Origin of the sequence: Halanaerobium saccharolyticum, assembly GCF_003259895.1 — a bacterium.
GTDB lineage: Bacteria > Bacillota > Halanaerobiia > Halanaerobiales > Halanaerobiaceae > Halanaerobium > Halanaerobium saccharolyticum_A.
In genome coordinates, this window is sequence record NZ_QLME01000001.1 from 336,238 (window position 1) to 361,833 (window position 25,596).

A 25,596-nucleotide genomic window follows, 5' to 3' on the forward strand; every position below is an offset into this window, starting at 1 on the left:
TAAAATTGAACTTGAATTGGAGGGGTAAATAATGCAAAAAAAGATTTCAATATTTTTAATCGCTGCTCTGATAGTAGGTGGGCTTTCCTTTTTCTTTCTGCAGTCACCCGGAAATGCAGTAGTTTCTGCTGAAGTAGGTACAGAGATAGGTATGCAGGCACCAGATTTTACTTTAAAAAATATGAATGATCAGGAAGTAAATCTAAGTGATTACCGGGGTCAGAAAGTTTTTCTTAACTTCTGGGCCAGCTGGTGTCCTCCCTGTAGAAAAGAAATGCCGGATATGCAGAAACTCCACGAAGAATACGGAAAAGAAGTTGTTATTCTGGCAGTAAATGTTGGTGAAAATAAATCTACAGCTGCTAATTTTATGATGGAAAATGGACTTAATTTCTCTGTGCTCTTAGATACTGATAAAAGCACAGCTCAAAATTATTTAGTTAGAGGAATCCCGACCAGTTATTTTTTAGATAAGAATGGAATTATTAAAGAAAAAGTTGTTGGAGCAGTAAGCTATGAGCGGATGCTGGAACTAAATAGAATTGAAAAATAAATAAATGTTATTTAGAAAAAAGCCACATGTAGGTTTATTAAATCTGCATGTGGCTTCTAATATATTTACTTCTATAATTTACAATACCAACTCTTTCAGCTAATCAAGCTTAAAAATCAGCATTCCTGGCATATTTTTCATCAGTTGGCAGGGGTGAAATCGTAACATAAAGTACTAAATCTTCACCACCAGTATTATGGACTGACATAGTTTCTGGCCCATCAATTTTAGTTAAATCTTTTTCCTGAATATTATATGACTTATCATCAACAATTAACCTGGCCGTACCGCTAATCACCTGCAGCAGAACAGTAGACTCAAAATGAGTATGATCAGGCAGTGATTCACCAGGTGCTATATTTAAAACAAAAGCCAGCGTATTTTGATCCGAATAGATAACTCTTTTGGCTACACTTTTTTCGGGAACTGTAGTATAATCGGCTAAATTAAATTTTTCCATAATTAACACCTCCACTTTCAAATTATATTCAACTCTAATAGTTATTTTGAACAGTTAAAATGACAATTAATCGGCAGTCAAATTTTGTTCTATATTTAGTATATCAAGTTATGAATGCAATTTAAAATAACTATTTTACACGATGTTTTACCCTAACTTTATATTTTGAATTTTAATATTTGAGCTCTTAATATATTATAAATCACAGTTAATTCCTAATTTTTTATCTCTAAGCTAAGAAAGAACCTAAAAAAAGACTGAACCCTCTTAAGAGTCCAGCCTTTGAATTCATAATTCGAATATATTTAATTTCTAATTTTTCTTAGTGAACGATAAAATAGAAGACAAATACTATACCTAAGACATATACTAACCAGTGTACATCTTTTCCTTTACCAGTAAAGAGCTTAACTAATGGATAAACAATAAATCCAAGTGCAATACCATTAGAGATTGAATAAGTTAAAGGCATAGCAATCATAGCTATAAAAGCAGGCAGGATTTCAGTAAAGTCATCCCAGTCAAGTTTTGTAATATTAGTCATCATCATGGTACCAACAACAATTAAAGCAGGTGCAGTTGCAGCTCCAGGAACTATTCCAATTAAAGGTCTAAAGAATAATGCCAGGAAGAATAGTATAGAAACTACTACTCCGGTTAGACCTGTACGTCCACCTTCAGCTACACCAGAAGCAGACTCAACATATGTTGTTACTGTACTTGTACCAAATAAAGCACCACCAGTAGTACCAATAGCATCAGCTAAAAGAGCCTTACTTGCTTTTGGTAGATCTCCATTTTCATCTAAGTAACCAGCCTGCTGACTTACACCAACTAAAGTCCCAGCTGTATCAAACATATCTACAAAGAGGAATGAGAGTAGAACTCCAAACATCCCCATACTTAAAGCTGAGCCAATATCTAACTGAAATAATACTTCTGACCAGTCAGCCATCTGCGGCATTGCAACTACACCACTAAAAGCAGGTGTTACACCATTAATCCAACCAAAAGCTGTAGATGCCAGGATACCCCAGAGAAGAGCACCTTTTACCTTTTTCGCATGTAAAATACCTGTTACGATCAGACCAAATAAAGCAACCAGGCCAGGACCTGTCAGAACACTACCCATAGCAACTAATGTTGCATCATCCTGAACTACAATACCGGCATTCTGCAGACCGATAAAGGCAATAAATAAACCAATACCTGTACTGATACCCGTTTTTAGAGCCATCGGAATACTGTTTACAATCATTTCTCTAACAGGGGTCACACTCAAAATAATAAAGATAATACCTTCCAGGAATATAATTCCCAGTGCCGCCTGCCAGGTAACTCCCATCCCAATAACTACAGAATAGGCAAAAAATGCATTAAGACCCATTCCAGAAGCCAGAGCAAAGGGATAATTAGTTAAAAATGCCATTGCCAGTGTACCTAAAATTGCACCCATGATAGTAGCAATAAATACTCCATCAAAAGGCATTCCTGCAGCACTTAAAATATTCGGATTAACAAAAATAATATAAGCCATTGTCATAAAAGTAGTAAAACCAGCAATAACCTCAGTCTTCACATCAGTATTGTTTTCTTTTAACTTAAATAAATTTTCTAAAGTTCCATTGTTATTAGTCATTAATTAAATACCCTCCTTATTTTTTGTCTAGATATCTAAAGCTGAATTAAAGTTTTCACCACCCTTCGTTCACTGAGCCTTCTTTTTAGAGCGCATGGTCGGCTCAGCATTAGGCCATCGAGGCCGTCACTCTGAGTCTTCTTTTTAGAGCGCATGGTTGGCTCAGCATTAGGCCATCGAGGCCGTCACTCTGAGTCTTCTTTTTAGTACGCTATTTACCTATCAAAAACAAAAAACCCGCAAAAATAGATACCTCAACTAAGAGGAATCTACCTTCACGGGTTTATCCGAAAGATAAAACATGGGCTCCATGTATAAATTAGATCTACTGCTTTACTTTACCCACTAAAATTGATAAAGATTTCCCTTTTTTAAAACAGATAGACTAATTTATTTCCCTCATAGTTGTCAGTTATCGGCTGACACTAGAAACTTGTGAACCATATCATCACAATTATACGAGGCCTATTTAAAATTTAATTTTTATATATAATTATTTACATATTTTAAAAATAATGAGCTGACTTTAATTCCATCTATTATTATAGATAATGTTGAGCAGCTTGTCAATAAACTTTTAAAATCAGTTTCTAAAAATACATAAATACAATATTTAAAATAGGCTTTTAAATCATTCTATAATCAACTCAACCTTTTCGAATTTATTAACATCAAATAATCCCTGGTCAGTCAATTTAAGTTCTGGAATTACAGTTAAGGCCATAAAAGATAAAGTCATAAAAGGGCCATCCCTGCTAACTCCCAGATCATTTGCGATCTCCCTCATTTTATTTAAGCAGTTTGCAACTTCTTTGACTGACTTAACAGCCATTAAACCGGCTACGGGTAAAGCCAGTGATGCTTTCACTTTACCATCAACAACAATCACCAGACCACCCTGCATCTTTTCAATTTCTCTAACAGCAGCTTCCATATCCTCAGCCCCAACTCCGGCAACTATTATATTGTGAGCATCATGGCCGATTGAAGTTGCAATCGCACCCTGGCGCAGACCAAAATTGCGGAGCAGACCCAGCCCAACATTTCCTGTCTGATGGTGTCTTTCTACAACAGCCAGTTTAACCAGATTATGGCCAATCAACTCAATTGCAGGGGGTTCTCCCTCATATTCTGCCTCCGTCTGATAAAAGGACTCTCCAGTCACTACCTGATCTTTGATCAATTCGATAACTCTATATTTTCTGGCAGCCGGCAGTAGAAAATCAGCCTCCGAAATTTCGCCAACTCTAATTGAATTAAAGATCTTTTCCTCAATTTCCTGGTTCATAAAATCTTCTCGCTCCAGGGAAATCTTATCATCAATTGATTTAAGTAAAGTTCCATCTTCAGCAACCAGCCGTCCATCTTTGTAAACTTTTTTAACTTCAAATTCTCGCAAATTATCAAAGACCAATAAATCCGCCTGATAACCGGGAGCAATGGCTCCCAGCTTTTTCATTCCCAGAGCTTCTGCGGCATTGATAGTTGCCATCTTAACTGCTCTTAAAGGGGAAAGCCCGTACTGAATTGCCTTCCTGACTGCAAAATCAATCTGGCCTTCTTTAATTAAATCACCTGGATGTCTGTCATCTGTTGCAAATAAGAATCGAGAAGAATTGCTGCTGTTAACAGCAGGCAGCAGGCTGACTAAATCTCTGGTGACCGAACCTTCTCTGATCATAATATACATCCCCTTGGCAACCTTCTCCAGCGCTTCCTCAGCTGTTGTTGCCTCATGATCAGCTTTAATGTCTGCCAGTAGATAGGCATTTAAATCATTTTCGGATAATCCAGGTGCATGTCCATCTTTAAATAAATCAGAAGCCATTTCGATTTTGTCCCAGATTTCGGGATCTCCATTAATAACTGAAGGAAAGTCCATAACTTCTCCCAGTCCAAAAATTCCTTTTTCATCAATTAATGTCTTCAGATCAGCTGCCGAAAGTTTAGCACCTGAATTCTCAAATTTAGAAGCTGGGACACAGGAAGGGAGCATTAAATTAAAATTCCAGGGCTGAGAATTACCGGCTTTTAGCAAGTATTTAATCCCGGTTAAACCGGCTACATTGGCAATTTCGTGGGGATCAGCGACTATGGTAGTTGTCCCCCGGGGAATAATCACCCGCGCAAACTCATCCACATTGGTCATCGAAGATTCTATATGCAGGTGAGCATCAATTAAGCCAGGAGTAACTATTCTCCCTCCCAGATCGATTTCTTCTTTTCCCTGATAATCACCGATTCCAATAATAATCCCATCCGCAACAGCTATATCATTTTCGAGCAGCCGCTCATTAAAGACATCCACAATCACCGCATTTTTAAATACTTTATCGGCTTTTTCCAACCCTCGTGCCTGTTTTAGTAATTCTTTTCTCAGCATAAGCTCCCCCTTTCTCTATCCTATTATGCCAGTGCCAGAGCCTCAAAATTACAGCGGGTCACACAGAGGCCGCAGCCGGCACATTTTTCAGCATCGATCACAATTTTATTTTCCTGATCTAAATAGTTGGCATCATAAACACAGCTAATAATACAGAGTCCACAGCCAGTACAGTTATCTCTTTTGATTTTAGGCACCCTTGTTTCGTAATTTGCTGCTTCCGGAGCTGCCTTCTGAGCCAGACCTCTAATCTCGTCCAGATTCTGATAACCATGTTTTTCTAAATATTGATCAATTTCTTCGGCAATTTTACCGTAAATTTCAGGACCCTTAAGAATGGCTGCTGTACAGGTTTGAACCGCCTGAGCACCGGCCATAATCATTTTAACAGCATCGGCTCCGGTAGAAATTCCACCAACAGCTAAAACTGGAATATCCACAGTCTGAACAGCCTGAAAAACCGCTCTTAAGGCCAGCGGGAAAATTGCCTCTCCGGAAAGCCAGCCATAACCATCTTCACTTCCCATCAGCGGTCGACCGCTGTCTATATCAAAATCAAGAGTTGGTCCAAAAGAATTGATTAAAACAAGTCCATCAGCTCCAGCCTCTGCTGCAGCCTTTGCAAATTTAGGTATATCAATCTGCGGACTCAATTTAACCATTACCGGTTTATCAGTAGCTTTTTTTGCAGCTTTAATACTTTCTACAACCGGAGAAGTATCACTGCCTAAATAATGAGTTGATAATTCGAAGGCATCAGCATAGGGCTCAATTTTTTGAACCAGCTCACTGATTTGCTCGGCACTGTAACCTAAACCCACAATTACCGGCAGCCCTAAATCCTTAATTTTAGGATATTCATTTTTTAACCAGTGCTCCGGTCCCATTTCTGACCAGAGTTCTGTGTTCATAAAACCACCTCTGGTTTGAGCCATATTGGGACGGGGAACCTCAGCTGCTTTTGTAGAAATAGTCTTGGTTACAATTGCCCCGGTACCACCTGCTTTTGCTTTTTTTGCCATTTTAAAATCTTTAATCGGTGGTCCTGCAGCTGGCATTACCGGATTTTTCAAAGTAAAATCAAACAGTTTAACACTTATATCAGCCATTTTTTTCACTCTCCTGTTTATATTTAATTGCTGTAATTTCGACTGGTTTATCTGCTTTCAGTTAACTTACCGAATTTAGCCGAGAAAGCCTCGCTTATGTCAATGAGCAAGGATGATGTCAGGTAAATCTCTGGCTTTAACTATTTTCTTCCTTTTCTTTCTCTTTTAAAGCCTTTTTGATTTTTGAGGGACTAATCGGTAAATCAAAAAATCTAACTCCGATTGCATCATAAACAGCATTAGCCAGAGCAGGTGCCGCTGCAATCAAAGTCGGTTCTCCAACTCCTTTGGCTCCAAAAGGTCCTTCAGAATCTTCTTCTTCAACCAGATAGTGCTTGAATTTAGGGATATCAACACTTGTCGGCACCAGATAATCTGTCATGCCGGCATTGAGTGTTTTACCATTGCGGATTACCTGGTCTTCCATCATTCCCATTCCCAGCCCCTGAACAGTTCCACCTTCAATCTGGCCTTCAACATTTTTGGGATTAATTGCTTTCCCTAAATCAACGGCTGTATAAACATCCAGGAGATCAATTGTGCCGGTATCTGTGTCAATTTCAATATCAATCACCTGAGAGAGGAAAGTATAGGCTACATAGACTTTGTCTGCCTGACCGTTTTGATCAGGGCTGTAGGTTACAGGAAAGAAACTTCCTTCTGCTTCTAATTTTTTACCTCTTTCTCTAACTCTTTCTGCCATTTCCCAGTAGCTAATATAATCGTCCGGGTCATCATACATATAGATTTTTCCATCCTCAATTGCAATTTCAGGATGGTTGCTGCGAAATTCTAAACTGCCGTAGTGGTATAGATTGGCCAGCAAATCTTCGGCTGCTTTTTTAACTGCATTACCGGTAAAATAGGTCTGCCGGGTAGCAGAGGTTGAACCTGAATTTTTAGTTTTATGGGTATCACCCTGAACCACTTCAAAATAATTGGGATTTATTCTTAAAATCTCTGCTGCAATCTGAATCACAGTTGTAATAACTCCCTGTCCCACATCGGCTGCAGCTGTTCTAATTACTATCCGCTCATCTTCTTTAATTTCAATTGAGGCAATAGAATGGTCAGGAAAACCCTCACCATAACCAAATCCAAACATGATTGTTGCCAGTCCGCGTCCAAATTTTTTCATTATTTTCTGCCCCCTTTCCAGTCACTGAGCTCCATCACTCTTTTGATTGTTTCTTCTGCATTTACACTGTGAGTAAGCTGCTGACCGTTAGGAGTAATTGAGTCTTTTTGATAGATGTTTTTGAGTCTAAATTCTGCCGGATCTATACTTAACTTTTCTGCCAGAATATCCATCTGCTGTTCATAGGCAAAAGCTCCCTGAGCAGTACCAAAACCACGCATCGCACCAGCATAGGTATTATTGGTATAAACTGCATGTGAGACACCACGTAAATTAGGACAGTTATAGGGTCCTGTTGCATGGTACATTCCCTTGTGCACAACTGCCGGTCCACTGGAAGCATAGGCTCCTGTATCTCCAATAAACTTAGTTTCCCAGGCGGTTAAATAACCATCACGATCTACTCCAGTTTTATTGATAATTGTAATTGGATGCCGTTTGGACTGAGTAATCATTGATTCTTCTCTGGTAAAACAGAGCTTAACCGGTCTACCGGTCCTCATTGCTGCAATAGCCAGGTGAATATGGACTGAAACATCCTCTTTTTTACCAAAAGCGCCACCAATTGTAGGCTGAATAATTCTGATCTGATCTTTTGATAATCTTAAAGACTGAGCAACATCGGCCTGAGTATCATGCAGCCACTGAGTTGCAGCCCAGATATTAACTACTCCCCGGCGCTCATCGTAAAGAGCAACTCCGGCTTCATTCTGCATTGGCAGCTGATCGATAAACTGAGTCTGATAGCGATTTTCTTCCACTATTGCTGAATTCTTAAAAGCCTCGTCAACATCACCCCGATTTAGATGATGAGTGATTACTATGTTTCCATCTGGATGAATATCCGGAGCATCATCCTCCATCGCCCGGAAAGGGTCGGTGATGACTTCCAATTCTTCCACCTTAACTTTAATTAGATCCCTTGCTTTTTTAGCTGCTTCTTTTGTTTCGGCAACAACTATTGCCAGTGGATCCCCCATATAGCGCATCTTTTCTCCGGGGGCAATTAAAACAGGTTGATCTCTGATGATCAATCCAAACTGTCTGACATCCGGAATATCTTCCGCAATAACAATATCAACAACACCATTTACTTTTTTAGCCTGCGAAATATCTATATCTTTTAAAATTGCATGAGGATGGACTGCCCTTTTAATTTTAACGTAAAGCAGATCATCGAAAAATATATCGTCAGGATAAACGGCTTCTCCAGTTACCTTGTCCCAGGCATCTGCTTTTAGCACATCATGACCAACAAAACGCTTGCTTTTTTTAACTCCTTCGATTGTACAGCGGGTTGTATGTTTACAGAAATAATCCTTAATTCTTTTATTCTGATCAGTCACTGCTATCACTTCCTTCAACTGCAAGTTTATCTGCTGCCAGCATGACAGCATCGATAATCTTGGCATAACCGGTACAGCGGCAGATATTACCGGATAATCCGTAGCGTACTTCTTTTTCTGTTGGCTCAGGATTTTCATCCAGCAGTCTTTTGCCTGCTAAAATCATACCGGGAATACAGTAGCCGCATTGAACTGCTCCTGCTTCCACAAATGATTCCTGAATTGGATGTAGATCATCCCTTGTTCCCAATCCTTCTACTGTTAAAATCTCTGCCTGGTCTGCCTGTGGAGCTGGAACCAGACAGGAAGCTGTTAGTTCTCCGTTCATAATTACTGTACAGGCTCCGCACTCACCTTTACCACAGCCTTCTTTAACTCCTGTTAAACCGAGATCTTCTCTCAATAAATCGAGCAGCCTGGTATAGGGAGTAACTTCCAATTCTCTTTCTTCTCCATTAACTGTAAATGTAATCTGCATCAGCTGCTCACCCCCTTTTCCTTTCAATCTCATTTAAAGCTCTGACCATTACATCAGCTGCTACATCTTCTCTATATTCTTTAGTTCCTCTTAAATCATCAATAGGATTAATTCGGGCTTTAACTTCCTGACCCAGCTTCTTATAATCGAGCTCAGCCAGGGTATTTCCGAGCATCATTTCTTCAACTTCTCCAAGCCTAATCGGTGTTGGAGCAACTGAACCCATTGCCACTCCTGCTTTTACGATCTGCTCAGCTTCAAATTCAAGTACCACCGAAAGGGTCAGAGTAGAAATAACAAGAGCCTTGCGGCGTCCAACTTTAACCCAGGCACCTTCTCTCTTATTTTCTGTCAGCGGAATAATTATTTCTGTTAAAAGTTCATCAGCTTCCATTAAATTTCTTTTTGGTCCGGTAAAAAACTCTTCTGCTTCCACAATTCTTTCAGCTTCAGCTGACTGCAGTTTAAAACTGGCCTGATAACTTAAAAGTGGTGCCAGAAGATCTCCTGCCGGTGAAGAAGTACAGATATTACCTCCAATTGTACCCCTGCTTCTAATCTGCGGTGAGCCAACATCCTCAGCTGCTGCAGCCAGAACCGGAAATTTCTCCTTAATTAAATCTGATTTCATCAGCTGCAGATGAGTCGCCATTGCACCGATATACAAATTATTATCCTTAACTTCAATCTGCCGCAGTTCACTTAATTTATCCAGGTCAAGCCAATTTTTAATTTGATGCAGCTTCTCATAATTTGCTACCAATAAATCTGTGGTACCTGCTGCCACCTCAATCTGATCCTCATATTCTGCTTTAATTTCTAAAGCTTTTTCCAGACTCTGCGGCTGAAAATACTGCTCAAAATCTGCTCCAGAAATCATCTGCCTGTTCTCTTGTTTCATGGGTGATTTTCTGATCATCAACTACCTGCACCTCCCGGTTTTCCATTAATATTTTACCATTAACAATTGTTGTCTCAACCATGCCGCCATTGATTCCAAATAAGATGTGGGCATAAGTATTATCACTGTTTATTTCTGTTGGTGGACTGTAATCAACTACAATAATGTCTGCAGCTGCTCCCTCTTTTAAAACACCAAGCTGAGTCCCAAAGCTCTGACTGGCCAGCTTTGCATTTGTTTTAAAAACCATCTGAGGAATTTCAGTCCAGCCGGGACGGGGGTCAGAATTCTGGTGTTTGAGCATTAAATTAGCAAACTTTATACTCTCAAACATATCAGTTGTATAACCATCTGTTCCCAGTCCAACTTTTAAACCTTTTGCCAGCGCTTCCTTTAAGGGTGCTGCTCCTACCGCATTACCCATATTTGATTCCGGATTATTTATCAGATAACAATCATTATCTCTTAAGATCTCCAGCTCACCTTCCTGCAGATGGACTCCATGGACGGCAATAGTTCCCGGCCGCCAGATATTGTACTGATCAAGCCTCTTAACTGCTCCATTATAACCGCGGAGCCGGCTGTCTTCTAAATCAGTCCGTCCCTCAGCCACATGAATATGAAAACTGCTGTCTAAGTCATCTGCCAGCTCTGAAACTTCTGCCAGAGTTTCATCTTCCAGGGTAAAAGAAGCATGTAAACCAATTCTACTATTTAAATAATTTGAATTTTTCTCCCTAATCTTCTTTAAAAAATTCTTGCTTTCTTTTACTGCTGCCTGAGACTGCTCCGGACCATTACGGTCAGAAATCTCATAACAGAGATCAGCTCTAATACCAAGTTCCTCCACCGCCTTGGCCACCAGATCAAGCGAATAACTTACCTGTCCGTAACTTGCGTGGTGATCAAAAACAGAGGTCACACCCTGTTTTAAGCCTGTCAAAAAGGCATAAAGGGCACTGTAATAAATATCATCAGCTTTTAATGAGCTGTCCACCCGCCACCACATTTTCTCCAGGATTTCTAAAAAATGACGGGGAGGCTGCTCAGTCTTTAAATCCATACCCCGGGCAAAGGTACTGTAAATATGCATATGAGTATTGATCATCCCCGGCATAATTATTTTGCCCTGCACATCCTTAACTTCTGCTTCCGGATACTTCGACTTTAAAAGCTCGGATTCACCTAAAGCCTTAATTTCTTCTCTCTCAATTAAAACAGCTCCATTTTTAATGACTCTATTATCTTCGTCATGAGTAATCACTGTTCCATTTGTTAATAAGAGCAAGAAACCACTCCTTTCTTTCTGATTTTTCAGGTCGAAAATATAAATAAAATTTAATAAAATAAATAAGGACATCTGTCCGCCTATAACCAGCATTGACTATAATATGAATATTAATTTAACAAGAAGTATCTTCCCCGGCAAGCCATAAATCAACAGCTTTTTGGATAAATTCCTTCAAGCCAGTTTCTGGGATCTTTTTTGATTTTGAAATTCGGATGCATCCTTTGCCAAGGTTCAGTCCTTTCAACAAACTGCTATCCGGATCAATTTTGTGAATGTCACCCACATACAGGCTTACATAGTTCTTCTGGGCATTCAGATGAAACAAGGGCTCTGCTTCCGTTCCATCTCCATACGACAGCATTCCGTAATTCATTCCTTCCTTGAGTTGGGGATGCTTAAGAATCAATTGTCGTACTTCTAACAATTTTTCCTTTTTCCAATCATCTTCCAACTTATCTAAAAACTCCTGCGCAGTTTTGCCTCCATGTATCATAATTTTCCTCCTACCTGTGTGTATCTTCTCTCGCCAGATCAAGATTTTAATTAACATTACAAATCTACCCCAGGCAAGGATAATTCAATTTCTACGCTTACATGTTGAGGCTAAGAAAAGTTACTTAATAAAGTTGCTCAATCTCAAATTTTTAAATTTTGTAATTATTTTAAGTATCAGCTTGAGAGTTTAATTGAAATGACTTGGTTTTATTTTTAGAACAACTTGATGAATATTAAGTTAAATCAGACCTAAAAACACGATTTTTTTAGCTGACCGCAGCACAGGAAGTGCTGATCGGGAAGGAAGTCTGATTTAACGGAAATATGAATCTTAGTTTAATTTTAAAATTAATGTCGGAATAAATTTATCCTATTTCAGTCAAAAATATTGATCCAAAACTTTTCTTAGCCCTCTAACATCTTAGCAGAAATAGAATTAGCCTTTGCTATAATCTCAGCTTCATCAACCCTTGTCAGCTCTCCCTCTTCAACCACAATCTCACCATTAACAATTGTGTAATCAACAATCTGAGTATCACCAGTATTAACTATCGCTGAAACCGGATCATATAAGCCGCCGGCAAAACCAAGCCTTTTAGAATTAACCAGAAACATATCTGCTGCCTTACCAACTTCCAGGCTGCCGATTTCCGGCTGAGACAAAACATCCCGACCCCCATTTGTGGCCAGGGCCAGCACATCTTCGGCTGTAATTGACTTCATGCCGTGGACCAGGCGGTGCATCAAAAAGGCCGCCTTCATTTCTAAAATCATATTTGAGGAATCATTGCTGGCACTGCCGTCAACTCCCAGACCAACCGGTACTCCTTTTTTGATCATTTCCGGCACTTTGGCTGCTCCCGAAGAAAGCTTCATGTTAGAAACCGGACAGTGGGAAACTCCAGTTCCCGTTTCGGCCATCCGACTCAGTTCCTCACTGGTCAGATGGACTCCATGGGCATACCAGATATCACTGCCAACCCAGCCCAGCTTTTCCATATAGGCCAAAGGTCTGAGCCCAGTTTTTTCTAAAACAAACTGTTCCTCATCTTTAGTTTCTGCCAGATGAGTGTGGGCCTGAACTCCATAGTCCCGGGCCAGCTCAACTGACTCTATCATCAGCTCTTCGGTCACCGAAAAAGGTGAACAGGGAGCTAAAGCTACCCGCTGCATGGCATAGGGTGAGCTGTCATGATATTTTTCAATTACCCGGCGGGAATCTTTGAGTATCTCCTGATCAGTCTGGACCACTGAATCTGGCGGCAGACCTCCATCTTTTTCGCTTAAAGACATACTGCCCCGGGTCCCGTGAAAACGGATCCCGATTTCTTTTGCAGCTTCAAACTGATTATCAATTAGGTTTGAAGGCTGTGATTTAGGAAAAACATAAAAGTGATCACTGGTCGTTGTACAGCCTGTTTTTAAAAGTTCCCCTGCTGCCAGCAGAGTTGAATAATAGACTGCATCCGGATTAACCCGGGACCAGATTGGATAAAGATATTTTAACCAGCCAAAAAGCTCTGACTCCTGGGCCTCGGGAAGGTTGCGGGTTAAAGCCTGATAAAAATGGTGGTGCAGATTAACCAGACCGGGAAAGAGGAAGTAATCACGACCATTAATAGTTCTATCTACTTCTCCTTCAACTTCAATCTCCCTACCCATTCTCGAAATTTTTCCATCTTCAATCAAAAGGTCAGCATTTTTGAGCCGATCTCGATTTTTGTTCATCGTAATAATCTCTTTTACATTTTTAATTAAAATTTTAGCCACCTCAGACACCCCATTCTTCGGCTGCCATCTCAACTGCATCAATTATCTGCTGATAACCTGTGCAGCGGCATAAATTTCCTTCCAGAGCTGTTTTGATCTCTTCCTTAGTCGGAGTCGGATTGGTATTTAAAAGTGCCAGAGCTGACATCAGCATTCCTGGAGTACAGAAACCACACTGGATAGCCTGTTTCTCGATAAAAGCTTTCTGCAGTGGATGCAGACCGCTTTTGCTTTCCAGACCCTCAACTGTGATAATCTCACTGCCATCTACCTGAGCTGTAAGCACCAGACAGGAATTAACTGCCTGATCATCGACAATTACCGTACAGGCCCCACATTCACCAACACTGCAGCCCTCTTTAGTTCCGGTCATTTTGAGCTGTTCTCTGAGGGTATCTAAAAGTCTTTCCTGACTTCCAACTTCTAATTTATGTCTGGCTCCATTAACCGTTATCTCTACATCTAACTTAGCCATTATATCCTGCCTCCTCCAATAAATCTTTTACTGCTCTTTCTACCAGTTTACTCAGAGCAGGCCGTTTATAGGGGGTTGACCATCTTTCCCCTGTAATCCCTACCATCTCATCTGCTGCTATCTCCCCGGCCTCTGCCGGATCTATCTCAGCAAAAGTTTTAGCCGTTAAATACTTATTTACCTCTCTAAAAGGTACAGGTGCAGGAGTTGCAGCTCCAGAAACAACCTGAATATTTTTTATCGCTTCATTTTCTACTTCAGCTAACAGGGTTAAAGAAAGTCTGGAAATACTTACGGCATTGCGGCGTCCAATCTTCTGATAACTGCTGTGATATTCTCCCTGAGGCATTTTAAAAACTATTTTTTCCAGTACTTCATTATCTTTAAGTACCGTCTGATTTGGCCATTCCACAAAATCTTCCAGCAGAACCCTGCGGGCTCCACCTTTATTGCGCAGAACAAGTTCTGCTCCCAGAGCAATCAGAGGTGAAAATGAATCAGCACAGGCTGCTGCATTGACCAGATTACCACCAATAGTGGCCCGATTTCTAATTTGAGTTGAGCCAATACTGCTGGCTGCTGCCCCAATAAAGGGCAGCTTTTCTTTTATTTCCGGGCTGCTTAACAGTTCTGCATGAGTTGTCAGAGCACCAATCTCGCCCTCTTCTGGGCCCAGTTTGATTCCCTTAAGTTCAGCTACATCGGTAATATCTAAAAGGTAATCTATATTTTCAAATTTTGGATCCTGCTGATGGAGGTCAACCATTAGATCAGTTCCTCCAGCCAGAATCTGAACCTTCTTTTTTTCAGTCAGAATTTCCAGTACTTCTTCTAAACTATGAGCTCTCAATAATTGATATTCGACCATTATTATTTACCTCCCTTATGCAGAGCACGACCAATTAAAACCCGCTCTAAGTTAAGGGGTAGAGAACGAATTCTCCTGCCTGAAGCATGAGCTACTGCATTTGCTATTGCTGCACTACCTAATTCCAGTGTTGGCTCCCCAATTGATTTAGCACCAAAGGGGCCATCCGGATCAGGATTTTCTACAATTACCGGTTTAATATCCGGCATATCTTGAATGGTAGGAATCATATAATCATGGAAGTTAGTTCCCTGTATAACTCCATCTCTCACTTCAAGCTCTTCCATAATTCCATAACCCAAGCCCATCATGACTCCACCGTAAATCTGACCTTTAACATTTTCCGGGTTAATTGCCCGACCGACATCGTGAGCAGCTGCCATATTAATCACATTCAGCTCACCGGTTCCAGTATCAACTTCAACCTCAGCTATCTGACAGCCGTAGACATAGGTAAAATAGGGATTGCCGGATCCTTTTTCCTCATCCCAGGAGATTGGAGGTGATTTATACCAGCCGTAAGCTGACATTAAAATACCGGTGTTTCCCATCTCTCCTGTTAGATCAGCAAAGGTTGCCAGTCTGTTACCCTGACCATCATATAAAAAGCCATCTTTTAGTTCCAGCTGCTCTACCTTAAAATCATATTTATCTGCGGCAAAATCCATAATTCTGCCCTTCAATTTCTCCGCTGCATCCTTAATCGCATTACCACCAATTAAGGTAGCCCGGGAGGCAACTGTTGAGCCGCTGTCAGGGGTAAAGCTGGTGTCCAGTTCCTTAAACTCAACTTCGCTCATCGGAACACCTAAAACTTCAGCTGCTATCTGAGAAAAGATTGTTTTTAATCCCTGACCATTTTCAGCCAGGCCACTGTAGACTGCCACACTACCATCTTTATTAATCTGAATTACAGAAGCTGCTGCATCTATTGCCTCTGCTCCCAGGCTGCAGCCTCTAAAGGAAATGGAAAGTCCAATTCCCTTCTTTTTATCTCCTGGCTGTTCCCCGGAATATTCTTCATATTTCTTCTTATAATCTATGGCCTCCATTGCCTTTGTCATAACTTCATTTAAGGAAACGGTGTGCCGCTCCAGTTTCTGTCCGCTGGCTGTAACCGAACCCTGAGAATACATATTTCTTTTTCGCAGTTCGACTGGTTCTAAGCCAAGCTCAGCTGCCAGCTCATCCATTAAGGATTCCTGAGCAAAAATGACCTGGGGTGAACCATAACCACGCATTGCCCCGGTATAGGGATTATTGGTATAATAGCCATAGGTATCAGTTTTAACATTTTCTACTTCATAGGGACCTGTGGCCTGAACAACACTGCGCCAGGTTACAAAAGGAGTCTGACAGGCATAACCACCACTATCTGCAACTGCCTCAATTTCCATTGCCGTCAGCTTACCTTCTTTTGTGGCTCCTATCTTATATGTTAAATGATAGGGATGCCGCTTATAACTTTCGGTAAACGACTCCTCCCTGCTGTTGACCATCTTAACCGGTCTCCCGGTCTTCAGCGCCATCACTGCTGCCCGGGCAGCCATTGCCGAAACAACCTCATCTTTACCGCCAAAAGAACCACCAATATGATTTTGAATAACCCTTACCTCAGCCAGTTCGACTTCCAGCACCGCCGAAACCGCATTTCGGGTTGCATAAGGATTCTGAATTGAACCGTAAACTGAAACCAGATGGTTTTCCTCATTGGGAACAACCACAACTGCCTCCGGCTCTAGATAACTATGTTCAATAAACTGAGTTGTATATTCTCTTTCTAAAATCACATCTGCTTCTGCAAAGCCTTTTTCCACATCACCTTTTCGCAGTGGATGGTGAATCACCTGGTTGTCATCTTTTCCCGGATGTAACTTCAGGGCCCCTTCCTTCCGGGATTCCAGTGGATCAAAAACACCTTCCAGTTCTTTATATTCAACCTCAATCTTTTCCAGAGCTGCCGCTGCCTGGGCTTCAGTTTCTGCCACAGCCATGACCACTCCATCTCCAGCCAGCAGCACTTTCTTATCTGCCAGTACCTGCTGATCCTGAACAATAACTCCAAAGAGATTATTGGGAATATCCTGAGCTGTAAATACACCTTTTACACCCGGCATCCCTTCTGCCGCAGCTGTCTCTATTTTTTTAATTTCAGCATGAGGATATTCTGTCCTCAGTACTTTAGCATGAAGCATATTTGCAAATTCCAGATCTGCTCCAAATTTGGCCTTACCGGTAACTTTCTCATAGGCATCTACTCTCCTGACACCTTTGTTAACATGTTTAAAAGCCATTACTGCACCTCCATAATTAAAATCAAAAATTTATCCTGCCCAACTGCCTTCTTTAAAAAAATAAAATAAACTTAATTTCAAAAAATTATCCCCATTAAATAGATGGACTTTCTCCATTTTTGCCAGGATCAGCTCTTAATTGGCTGGTAGTCAGTCAGGCTGGAATAAACCAGTTCCGACGCTACAAATTAAGAGTTCTCAGGGCATTTTTCTCAATTTTAGTTGAGAGAAATGTTAAAATGGAAAAAGTCCATGCATTAAACTTTACTATATTCAATTCTCTATCTTTATTATATAACAAAATATTTTAAATTAACAGATTTTTAACATGATTTTTTCTATTTGCTAACAGATTTTTTGCTCACCCTTATGTGGCAGCAGTAAGTTTAATCCGATTGCAATTATTGCTCCCACTGTAATTCCTGAGGATAAAACTGTGGAAATTACATCCGGCAGCTGTGCTACAACATCAGGTCTAAAAGTTACACCAAGACCAAAACTGAGGGCAATTGATAAAATGAAGATTTTTCGATCAGTCAGGCCACCTTTAGTTACAATTTTCATACCCGAGGTAGCAACCATACCAAATAAGGCAATTGTTGCACCACCTAAAACGGGATTGGGCATTACACTGACTAGAGCCCCAATTTTAGGCACAAGACCAAGTAAAAATAAGATTGCTGCCACTGCTGTTCCTACTACTCTACTACCTACTTTTGTAATCTGAATAACTCCAATATTCTGGCTAAAAGTTGAATTAGGTAATGAATTAAAAACTGCGGCCAGGGCACTACCAACCCCATCTGCCATTATGCCACCGCTAAGTCTTTCTATATGCTGCTCATCAGCAACATCTTCCCCTGATACCTCTGCCACAGCTGTCAGATCACCGATTGACTCGACTGTAGTAATAATATAGGCCATCACCCAGGGTAATAAATGGCTCCACTGAAATGAAAGTCCATACTTAAAGGGACGGGGAATTGTCAACCAGCCTGCATTTGCAACCTCTGTCAGATCAACAAGTCCCAGCGGAATAGAAACAAGATAACCAGCAATTAAACCAATTGCTATTGCTCCGACCTTAACTAAACCTTTGCCAAAGCGGTTAGCGATAATAATGATAGATAAGACAAATAAACCTAAAATTAGATTCTGAGGTGCTCCATAATTTTCTGCACCTGCTCCTCCACCAAAATCAGTTATTCCTACTTCCATCAGACCAAGTCCAATTAACATCACAACAGTTCCGGTAACTACAGGTGGGAAGATTTTTCTGGTCTGTCTGATAAACCGACTCAGAATCATCTCAACAGGTGATGTAATCAGTCCCATTCCTAAAACTAGAGGCAGACCACCCTCACTTGCTGCTGCAATAGCCATTGGGACAAAGGTAAAAGATGTACCGTGAACTGCCAGCAGACCCGAGCCAACTGGACCAATCTTTGTTACCTGAATATAAGTTGTTACTCCCGAAACCATTAAAGCCATACTGACAAAAAACCCAGTTTCTGCAGCATTTAAGCCGGCAACTCCCGCTATAATTAACGGTGGAGTAATAATTCCGACAAACATAGCCAGCATGTGCTGTAATCCCAATAGCAAAGTCTCTACTAACGGCGGCTTTTCTTCTAAACCATAAAACGGTTCCTCTTCTACAACAAATTCTTTCTTCTCCCTACTTTTTTGCATAGAACCACTCCTTTTTGTTTTCTCTTAATTATATATTATACTTAAAATAAGAATACCCTGCTTAAATCAGGCTGAATACCTGTATTTATGATTATTATATATGTATACAGCTCCTCATTATTCTAAATTTTCCGAAAAATACTTTTGAAAGTACCGGGTGGTTTAAATAATCCCCTCCTACAGGTACTAAAATTGGAGATTATTCCCAGGTACCCGGTACCCAATCAAATTTACTTACCACCCATTGTTAAAGTCATAACAGCTTTAGCTGTGTGTAATCTATTTTCTGCTTCTGTAAAGACTATTGAGTGTTCTCCATCAATTACAGAATCCTCTACCTCATTCCCGCGGTCAGCAGGTAAGGCATGCATATACATTACATCATCAGCAGCCATTGCCATTCTTTCTTCTGTGCACTTCCAGTGTTTATTTGATTCTAAAAGATCATCTATTACTGCATCATCCTGATTTGTTACCCAGCTGCCCCAGTTTTTAGGAATAACTATATCAGCTTCTCGATAGGCTTCATCCTGATCATGAGTAATTTTGAAGGTTCCATTATTTTTCTCAGCGTTTTCCCGGGCCTGTTCAATTACCCATTCCGGCATTTCATATCCTTCTGGGTAAGCCAGAGTTACATCCATTCCATAACGAGGGAAAAGTAGTGCCTGAGTTAAGGGTACAGAAATCGGCTTTTTGTGACTTGTAGCATAAGCCCAAATAATTGATACTTTTAGATTATCGGTTTTCTTTTTCTTTTCTTTGATAGTCATTAAATCTGCAATACCCTGCATTGGATGGTAAAGGTCACACTGTAAGTTCATTACCGGAACTTTTGCATGGTTGGCCAGTGAACGCAGATACTTATTTCCAATTTCCCAGACACAGTTGCGGCAGGCAATTGCATGTCCATAACTACCTAAAATAATACCTGTATCTTTTGCTACCTCACCGTGAGATACCTGCATAGTGCTGGTATCTAAAAAGTTGGCATGACCACCTAACTGAGCCAGTCCAGCCTCCATTGAATTTCTGGTTCTGGTTGACTGCTCAAAAAACATTAAAAATGCTGTTTTATCTCTCAAATATGGAGTTGGCTCCCCCATAGCAAATTTTCTTTTTAAGTCAAATGAAACCTCCAGTAATGTATCAATCTCATCTTTTGTCCATTCCTGTAGTGTTATAAAATCTCTTCCTTTTAATTGAGTTTCCATTTAAAAATTCCTCCTTTTATTTTTGGTTGGCACCGTTGGTTAGTACCGGGTACTTGGGAATAAATTCCTTTTCAATAAATTGATTATTTTTTATGGAATTTATTTCCAAGTACCCGGTATCATTTAATTTAAGCTAATAGATTCTCTGTTTTCTCCGGCATTTGATCGGCATACTTTTCTACAAATAGTTTTGGAATTGCTGCATAAATTGCAGCTGCTTTTACAAGTTCTGATTTCCATGTTTTTTCATTTGGGGCATGAGCCTGATCTTCATGGCCCGGTCCAAAACCAATACAGGGAATCCCGTGACGTCCCATAATTGAAACTCCATTGGTCGAAAAGGTCCACTTATCAACCAGCGGCTCTTCTTTAAATAATTCCTGATAGGCTTCCACTGTTGTCTGACAGACAGGATGCTCCTCTTCGATCAACCAGGTTGGAAAATAGGCTTCAATTGGATATTGAAAACCGGTATAAGATGGTCTCTCATACTGGTACATCTCAACTTCTGCTTCTACATCATTAACTGCAGGTAAGTTTTTAACCTGCTGAACTGCAAACTGCCAGCTCTCTCCTGCGGTCAATCGACGGTCAATAGAAATACTGCAGCCATCAGCTACTGCACAGCGGGAGGGTGAACTAAAAAAAACCTCAGAAACTGTCAGGCTGCCCTTACCCAGAAACTCATGTGGAGTTAAATTGGGATGCAGAGCCTTGAGTTCATTGATAATCGGAGCCATCTTATAAATTGCATTTTCTCCTCTTTCGGGAGCAGAACCGTGACAGCTGACACCATGAGTGCTGACCTTGATTTCCATTCTACCCCGGTGGCCGCGGTAAATGTTGCAGGAAGATGGTTCAGTAATTACCACAAATTCAGGCCGAATATTATTTTCCTCGATCATATAATGCCAGCAGAGGCCATCACAATCTTCTTCCTGAACTGTACCGGTAATAATTAGAGTATAATCATCTTCTAAGCCTAAATCCTTAATGATTTTACCGGCATAGACCATTGAGGCCATTCCACCTTCCTGATCACTGGCTCCACGACCGACAATTATCTCATCATCTTCATAACCTTCAAAAGGATCATAATCCCAGAGAGATTGGTCACCAACTCCAACGGTATCAATATGAGCATCCATAGCAATCACATGACTGCCGTGGCCGATATAGCCAAGAATGTTACCCATTTCATCAATCTCAATTTTGTCAAAACCAACCTTTTCCATCTCTTCTTTAATTCTTAAAACAACCTTCTCTTCCTCACAGCTCTCACTGGGAATTCGAATCATATCTCTCAAAAATGAACTGATTTCAGATTTATAATTTTCAGCCTGCTCAACAATTTTGTCAAATTCTATCACTTAACTGGCACCTCCATAAATAAATTTGATCTCAATCTTAACCGACAATCATTCAAAACTTTTATTACCCAAATGCTCTTAAAACTCTTTTTTAAAATAAGTACAATTTTAAAAATTAGGTGGAGTAATGGCAGATATAAAATGCAGGTCATCCTCACCAATACTCTCAATCTTATGAGGTAGACTGGCTTTATAATAAATGCTGTCTCCTGGGTCTAGTTCATATTCCTGATCTCCAATTTTAATATACATCCTGCCCTGGATGACAATGGTACATTCTTCTCCTAAATGATTAAGTGGATCCTCAGAGGTAGCCGCCCCGGGTTCTAAAGTGGCAGCAATCACTTCCATCTCCCTATTTAAATCTGGAGAAAGCAGCTCAAAGGTTAGATGAGAACCGGGGAAATTTAAAATTCTGCGCTCATCTTTGCGAACAACTGCATTATGGTTTTCTTCTTCAATTAAAAAGTAGAAAATTGGAACCTCTAAAGCCCTTGCAATCTCCCGCAGAGCTGTAATTGAAGGTTCGGCCAGCCCCCGTTCCACCTGACTTAAATAACTCGAAGTTTTTTGAATTTTCTCTGCCACATCATTTAAGCTCATCCCTTTTGCCTTACGTTTTTGTCTGATCCGCTGACCTAATTTTGTATTATCACTCATCTTAAGTCACACCCTTTTCGGCAAAAATCTCAGTTAGTTTTTCAAGATCCGGTTCAACCTCAATCGGATCACCGGCAGCCCGGCGGGCATTTTTGACATCTTTAAGTCCATTACCGGTGATTACAACTGCCGCACTCTGGTCTGCTTTTACAATTCCTGCTGCAGCTGCTTTTTTGAGTCCGGCCAGTCCGGCAACTCCTGCCGGCTCACCAAAGATTCCGGTCTTTTTACCCAGAAGCCTCATCATCGCCAGAATCTGCTCATCACTGACATTAATCATCTCACCTTTTGAATCTCTGACTGCTCTTACTGCCTTAAGCCAGTTGCGCGGTTTACCAACAGCAATACTGTCAGCAATAGTGTTTTCAGCTGTAACTTCCAGATCTTTTCCGGTTCTAAACGCCTCGGTAATTGGTGCACAACCTGCAGCCTGGACTCCTAAAAGTTTTGGGATTCTGTCAATAAAACCAATTTCTTTGAGATCATATATCCCCTTATAGGCCCCGGCAATAGTACAGCCATCACCGACAGAAAATACCAGCCAGTCCGGCATTTCCCACTCAAGCTGTTCTGCCAGCTCCAGTGACACTGTTTTTTTACCTTCAACCAGATAGGAGTTAATAGCAGCATTGCGGTTATACCAGCCCCATTTATCAATAGCGGCTGCCGAAAGATAAAAGGCTTCTTCATATGAACCTTTAACTGAAACTACATCTGCCCCATAAATTAAAAGCTGGGCCAGCTTACCGGCTGGAGCACGATCGGGCACAAAAATCACCGCATTCATTCTGCCTCCCATCGAGGCAATATTACCGGCCAGAGAAGATGCTGCATTACCTGTCGAGGAACAGGCAACAGTTGCCGCTCCTGCTTCCTGAGCCTTAACTACAGCCATCGCTGAAGCCCGGTCTTTTAAAGAAGCAGTCGGATTTAAACCATCATCTTTAATAATCAGTTCTTTAATCCCAAACTCTTCTGCCAGAACCTCCGATTTATAAATTGGAGTATTGCCGACAGCAAGTTTCGGCTTTTCTGTTTCCGGATTAATCGGCAGCAGCGGTTCATAGCGCCAGATGCGCTGATCGGGATTTGCCTTAAGATCTTCCTTTGACCACTCAGCCTTTATTTTTTGATAGTCATAGTCAACATCTAAAATTCCATCCTCACAGTCATCACAGAGATAACGTTCAGGATCTGCTTCATATACTTTACCACACTTAATACAGTGCAGCCCTGTTACATATTTCATCTGCTTCACCTCAATTACTATTTATATATTTCTACAGTTTAGATACTTCTAAAGTTCTTCTAATAAACCTGTTCTCCGGTTAAACTCTTCTATTAACTTATCAATTTCTTCTGCCTGGGAATGAATTCCGCCCCAGTAATTTTCATAATCATACCACTGAGCATTTAATTCTTCCGAATCTCTACCCTGCTGTTCAATCCAGGTATAATATTTAAGATTATGAACTCTATGTCTTTCTTCAAGTCCCATCTCTAAAATATTTTCTGTATTTATACCTTGTAAATAACGCTGATAATCCTTAATTGCATCTTCCCTTGTGTATTCTCCTCTATCTTCTCTCATTTCTTCCAGGCGGGAGGAATATAATTCTAACGAGTCAGTTAAGACTGTCATCAGCATCTGATTTTGATCAAGCTCATAGTACTTGGCCATTTTAATTGCTCCAACCAGATTTGCTATCCCGGAAATTCCCATCAGTTCAAGTTTTTCGACAAATTCACTGGGAACACCCTGCTCGATTAGATATTCTCTTCCAACTTCTTCGTTAAATAATCTGAGCAGAGAAACTGCTCTTTCATCATCAATAGCAACTGCCATATCAGTGTTTTTAACATTATGAATCCAGGGTATATGTTTATCACCAATACCTTCAATTCTGTGGGCCCCAAAACCATTGCTTAAAATTGTTGGACACTGCAGTGCTTCCCCAACAGCAATTTTACTCTGAGGGAACTGATCTTTAAGATGATCACCAGCTCCTAAAGTACCGGCAGAACCTGATGTTGCAAAAAAGCCAAAATAGTTTCCTTTTTCGCCCATTTCAGATCTGATAACTTCTTCCATTGCAGAACCTGTAACCTCATAATGCCAGAGGTGGTTGCCGAATTCTTCAAACTGATTGAAAACTGTAATATTATCTCTGGTTTCCCGCAGTTCCCAGACCTTATCGAAAATTTCCTTAACATTACTTTCTGTTCCGGGAGTAGAAATCACCTCACCTGCAACTTTCTGGAGCCAGTCAAAACGCTCCTTACTCATCCCCTCGGGTAAAATTGCAATTGAATCACAGGCTAAAAGCTGAGAGTTGTAAGCTCCACCACGGCAGTAATTACCGGTTGAGGGCCAGACTGCATGGCTGGAGGTTGGATCAAACTGGCCTGTTACCAGCTGGGGAGCAAGACAGCCATAGGTAGCTCCCACCTTATGGGCACCGGTAGGGAACCATTTACCAACTACCGCAAAAATTCGAGCCTCAACACCTGTCAGTTCTGAAGGGAATTCTATATAATTTACACCATCATAAAGGCCTCCATCTTTTTTAGGCTCATTTTTCCAGCTGATGCGGAATAAATTATAGCTGTTTACATCCCAGAGACCGATATCTTTCAACTTTTCTTTGATCTTATCTGGAATAAGCTCCGGGTTTTTCATCTGCTTAAAAGTTGGCAGAATTATATTCTCTTCCCGGGCACGCTCAACTGCTTTTTCTAACTGTTTTTCGTTTAAATCTAAATTAATCATCATTTTCCTCCCTTTTTATAGTAAGAGTATTTGAAAAATTGTCTGCTTAAAAAATTAAATCACACTTTATATATTCAATGAGATTTAAATTAATCCTGCAATATTCCGCAGATAAAATAAAAAAAATACCCGGATACCCGGGTATTGAATAATATCTATTAATCTGTGTGTTCTATTTGATAACTGGAAGTAATTTCCGCATTGAGGGAGTTGCTGGCTGAACAGTACTTTTCTTCAGAAAGCTTAATTGCTCTTTTTACTTTTCGATCATCCAGTTTTTTTCCCTTCAGTTTATACTTAATATGGATTTTAGTAAAACGCTTTGGAGCTTCCTCTGCTCTCTCTGCCTCAACATCCAGCTCAAAATCTTCCAGTTCGGTTTTCATTTTCCTTAAAATTAAAACAATATCAATACCGGTACAGCCGGCCAGTCCAGCCAGCAGAAGTTCCATGGGCCTTGGACCCTTATTATGACCCCCACTTTTTTCTGCCGCATCGACAGTTAAATCATGACCTGATGCCAGCTGGTTTTTAAATTCTAAATCTCCCTGCCAGTCTACATTAATTTTCATAATTGTGCCTCCTCTGGATTTGCCGTACTGTAAAATATTTTTGAACATTTTTCAGTCTAAACCTTGTTATATCAACAATCTATATTTAAAACTTGCCAACCTCCCCTTTTCAAGGTAT

Annotated in this window: 22 protein-coding genes and 1 riboswitch; of the genes, 1 reads left to right on the forward strand and 21 read right to left on the reverse strand. The window is 40.5% G+C overall.

Going from position 1 to position 25,596, the window contains the following annotated elements; genetic code table 11:
- The first annotated feature begins 31 nt into the window (after positions 1–31).
- On the forward strand, positions 32–553 hold the full coding sequence (locus tag C7958_RS01530) for a TlpA family protein disulfide reductase (RefSeq protein ID WP_111570894.1): 522 nt from the start codon (positions 32–34) through the stop codon (positions 551–553).
- A gap of 109 nt (positions 554–662) precedes the next feature.
- Here the strand turns inward: C7958_RS01530 and C7958_RS01535 are convergent, their stop codons facing one another.
- The 21 genes from C7958_RS01535 to C7958_RS01635 form a co-directional block, all read right to left on the reverse strand.
- A complete protein-coding gene (locus tag C7958_RS01535) occupies positions 663–1,013 on the reverse strand; it encodes a cupin domain-containing protein (protein ID WP_111570895.1) in 351 nt (116 codons plus the stop codon).
- A gap of 322 nt (positions 1,014–1,335) precedes the next feature.
- Positions 1,336–2,652 carry an NCS2 family permease gene (locus tag C7958_RS01540; RefSeq protein ID WP_111570896.1) on the reverse strand — a complete coding sequence of 439 codons (1,317 nt, stop codon included), beginning with the start codon at positions 2,650–2,652 and terminating at the stop codon, positions 1,336–1,338.
- A 382-nt stretch (positions 2,653–3,034) separates the two neighbouring features.
- A riboswitch (purine riboswitch) is annotated at positions 3,035–3,134 on the reverse strand.
- Positions 3,135–3,283: 149 nt separating this feature from the next.
- Positions 3,284–5,035 carry an adenine deaminase gene (ade, locus tag C7958_RS01545; protein WP_111570897.1) on the reverse strand — a complete coding sequence of 584 codons (1,752 nt, stop codon included), beginning with the start codon at positions 5,033–5,035 and terminating at the stop codon, positions 3,284–3,286.
- 23 nt (positions 5,036–5,058) lie between these two features.
- Positions 5,059–6,144 (reverse strand): 4Fe-4S dicluster domain-containing protein, encoded by a 1,086-nt coding sequence (locus C7958_RS01550; protein WP_111570898.1) that lies wholly within the window; start codon positions 6,142–6,144, stop codon positions 5,059–5,061.
- Between the two features lie 136 nt (positions 6,145–6,280).
- Positions 6,281–7,282 (reverse strand): xanthine dehydrogenase family protein molybdopterin-binding subunit, encoded by a 1,002-nt coding sequence (locus C7958_RS01555; protein ID WP_111570899.1) that lies wholly within the window; start codon positions 7,280–7,282, stop codon positions 6,281–6,283.
- Positions 7,282–8,628, reverse strand: a complete 1,347-nt coding sequence (locus C7958_RS01560) for a xanthine dehydrogenase family protein molybdopterin-binding subunit (RefSeq protein ID WP_111570900.1) — start codon at positions 8,626–8,628, stop codon at positions 7,282–7,284. The genes C7958_RS01555 and C7958_RS01560 overlap by 1 nt, the downstream gene beginning before the upstream one ends.
- Positions 8,621–9,106, reverse strand: a complete 486-nt coding sequence (locus tag C7958_RS01565; protein WP_111570901.1) for a (2Fe-2S)-binding protein — start codon at positions 9,104–9,106, stop codon at positions 8,621–8,623. Before C7958_RS01565 ends, C7958_RS01560 begins: the two co-directional genes overlap by 8 nt.
- Positions 9,107–9,113: 7 nt before the next feature.
- Positions 9,114–10,025, reverse strand: a complete 912-nt coding sequence (locus tag C7958_RS01570; RefSeq protein WP_111570902.1) for an FAD binding domain-containing protein — start codon at positions 10,023–10,025, stop codon at positions 9,114–9,116.
- Positions 9,964–11,295 carry a putative aminohydrolase SsnA gene (gene ssnA, locus C7958_RS01575; protein WP_111570931.1) on the reverse strand — a complete coding sequence of 444 codons (1,332 nt, stop codon included), beginning with the start codon at positions 11,293–11,295 and terminating at the stop codon, positions 9,964–9,966. Before ssnA ends, C7958_RS01570 begins: the two co-directional genes overlap by 62 nt.
- A 115-nt stretch (positions 11,296–11,410) precedes the next feature.
- Positions 11,411–11,791 (reverse strand): DUF1801 domain-containing protein, encoded by a 381-nt coding sequence (locus tag C7958_RS01580; protein ID WP_111570903.1) that lies wholly within the window; start codon positions 11,789–11,791, stop codon positions 11,411–11,413.
- Positions 11,792–12,198: 407 nt separating this feature from the next.
- Complete coding sequence (locus C7958_RS01585) at positions 12,199–13,563, reverse strand: 8-oxoguanine deaminase (RefSeq protein WP_111570904.1); 1,365 nt, start codon at positions 13,561–13,563, stop codon at positions 12,199–12,201.
- 1 nt (position 13,564) lies between these two features.
- On the reverse strand, positions 13,565–14,038 hold the full coding sequence (locus C7958_RS01590) for a (2Fe-2S)-binding protein (RefSeq protein WP_111570905.1): 474 nt from the start codon (positions 14,036–14,038) through the stop codon (positions 13,565–13,567).
- A complete protein-coding gene (locus tag C7958_RS01595; RefSeq protein WP_111570906.1) occupies positions 14,031–14,906 on the reverse strand; it encodes an FAD binding domain-containing protein in 876 nt (291 codons plus the stop codon). Before C7958_RS01595 ends, C7958_RS01590 begins: the two co-directional genes overlap by 8 nt.
- Before the next feature lie 2 nt (positions 14,907–14,908).
- Positions 14,909–17,200: a xanthine dehydrogenase family protein molybdopterin-binding subunit gene (locus C7958_RS01600; RefSeq protein WP_111570907.1), complete on the reverse strand. Its 2,292-nt coding sequence runs from the start codon at positions 17,198–17,200 to the stop codon at positions 14,909–14,911.
- A gap of 345 nt (positions 17,201–17,545) precedes the next feature.
- Positions 17,546–18,892, reverse strand: a complete 1,347-nt coding sequence (locus C7958_RS01605; protein ID WP_111570908.1) for a uracil-xanthine permease family protein — start codon at positions 18,890–18,892, stop codon at positions 17,546–17,548.
- 230 nt (positions 18,893–19,122) lie between these two features.
- Positions 19,123–20,106, reverse strand: coding sequence for an ornithine carbamoyltransferase (locus C7958_RS01610; protein ID WP_111570909.1), 984 nt, complete (start codon positions 20,104–20,106; stop codon positions 19,123–19,125).
- A 128-nt stretch (positions 20,107–20,234) separates the two neighbouring features.
- Positions 20,235–21,473, reverse strand: a complete 1,239-nt coding sequence (locus C7958_RS01615; RefSeq protein ID WP_166668455.1) for a YgeY family selenium metabolism-linked hydrolase — start codon at positions 21,471–21,473, stop codon at positions 20,235–20,237.
- Between the two features lie 111 nt (positions 21,474–21,584).
- Complete coding sequence (locus tag C7958_RS01620) at positions 21,585–22,136, reverse strand: helix-turn-helix domain-containing protein (RefSeq protein WP_111570911.1); 552 nt, start codon at positions 22,134–22,136, stop codon at positions 21,585–21,587.
- Position 22,137: 1 nt separating this feature from the next.
- A complete protein-coding gene (gene thrC, locus C7958_RS01625; RefSeq protein ID WP_111570912.1) occupies positions 22,138–23,385 on the reverse strand; it encodes a threonine synthase in 1,248 nt (415 codons plus the stop codon).
- A gap of 48 nt (positions 23,386–23,433) precedes the next feature.
- Entirely contained in the window at positions 23,434–24,906 is a 1,473-nt protein-coding gene (locus C7958_RS01630) for a pyridoxal-phosphate dependent enzyme (protein WP_111570913.1), read from the reverse strand.
- 158 nt (positions 24,907–25,064) lie between these two features.
- The gene (locus C7958_RS01635) at positions 25,065–25,478 is read right to left on the reverse strand and encodes an OsmC family protein (protein ID WP_111570914.1); all 414 of its coding nucleotides are present in this window, start codon (positions 25,476–25,478) and stop codon (positions 25,065–25,067) included.
- Positions 25,479–25,596: the final 118 nt, after the last annotated feature.

What these genes read in the sequence shown, in the direction of transcription:
- C7958_RS01630 (WP_111570913.1), bottom strand. Translation starts at nt 24,906, where the DNA reads ATGATTAATTTAGATTTAAACGAAAAACAGTTAGAAAAAGCAGTTGAG.
- thrC (WP_111570912.1), bottom strand. Translation starts at nt 23,385, where the DNA reads ATGAAATATGTAACAGGGCTGCACTGTATTAAGTGTGGTAAAGTATAT.
- C7958_RS01550 (WP_111570898.1), bottom strand. Translation starts at nt 6,144, where the DNA reads ATGGCTGATATAAGTGTTAAACTGTTTGATTTTACTTTGAAAAATCCG.
- C7958_RS01540 (WP_111570896.1), bottom strand. Translation starts at nt 2,652, where the DNA reads ATGACTAATAACAATGGAACTTTAGAAAATTTATTTAAGTTAAAAGAA.
- C7958_RS01565 (WP_111570901.1), bottom strand. Translation starts at nt 9,106, where the DNA reads ATGCAGATTACATTTACAGTTAATGGAGAAGAAAGAGAATTGGAAGTT.
- C7958_RS01635 (WP_111570914.1), bottom strand. Translation starts at nt 25,478, where the DNA reads ATGAAAATTAATGTAGACTGGCAGGGAGATTTAGAATTTAAAAACCAG.
- C7958_RS01620 (WP_111570911.1), bottom strand. Translation starts at nt 22,136, where the DNA reads ATGAGTGATAATACAAAATTAGGTCAGCGGATCAGACAAAAACGTAAG.
- C7958_RS01600 (WP_111570907.1), bottom strand. Translation starts at nt 17,200, where the DNA reads ATGGCTTTTAAACATGTTAACAAAGGTGTCAGGAGAGTAGATGCCTAT.
- C7958_RS01570 (WP_111570902.1), bottom strand. Translation starts at nt 10,025, where the DNA reads ATGATCAGAAAATCACCCATGAAACAAGAGAACAGGCAGATGATTTCT.
- C7958_RS01530 (WP_111570894.1), top strand. Translation starts at nt 32, where the DNA reads ATGCAAAAAAAGATTTCAATATTTTTAATCGCTGCTCTGATAGTAGGT.
- C7958_RS01605 (WP_111570908.1), bottom strand. Translation starts at nt 18,892, where the DNA reads ATGCAAAAAAGTAGGGAGAAGAAAGAATTTGTTGTAGAAGAGGAACCG.
- C7958_RS01555 (WP_111570899.1), bottom strand. Translation starts at nt 7,282, where the DNA reads ATGAAAAAATTTGGACGCGGACTGGCAACAATCATGTTTGGATTTGGT.
- C7958_RS01535 (WP_111570895.1), bottom strand. Translation starts at nt 1,013, where the DNA reads ATGGAAAAATTTAATTTAGCCGATTATACTACAGTTCCCGAAAAAAGT.
- C7958_RS01580 (WP_111570903.1), bottom strand. Translation starts at nt 11,791, where the DNA reads ATGATACATGGAGGCAAAACTGCGCAGGAGTTTTTAGATAAGTTGGAA.
- C7958_RS01610 (WP_111570909.1), bottom strand. Translation starts at nt 20,106, where the DNA reads ATGGAAACTCAATTAAAAGGAAGAGATTTTATAACACTACAGGAATGG.
- C7958_RS01590 (WP_111570905.1), bottom strand. Translation starts at nt 14,038, where the DNA reads ATGGCTAAGTTAGATGTAGAGATAACGGTTAATGGAGCCAGACATAAA.
- C7958_RS01595 (WP_111570906.1), bottom strand. Translation starts at nt 14,906, where the DNA reads ATGGTCGAATATCAATTATTGAGAGCTCATAGTTTAGAAGAAGTACTG.
- ade (WP_111570897.1), bottom strand. Translation starts at nt 5,035, where the DNA reads ATGCTGAGAAAAGAATTACTAAAACAGGCACGAGGGTTGGAAAAAGCC.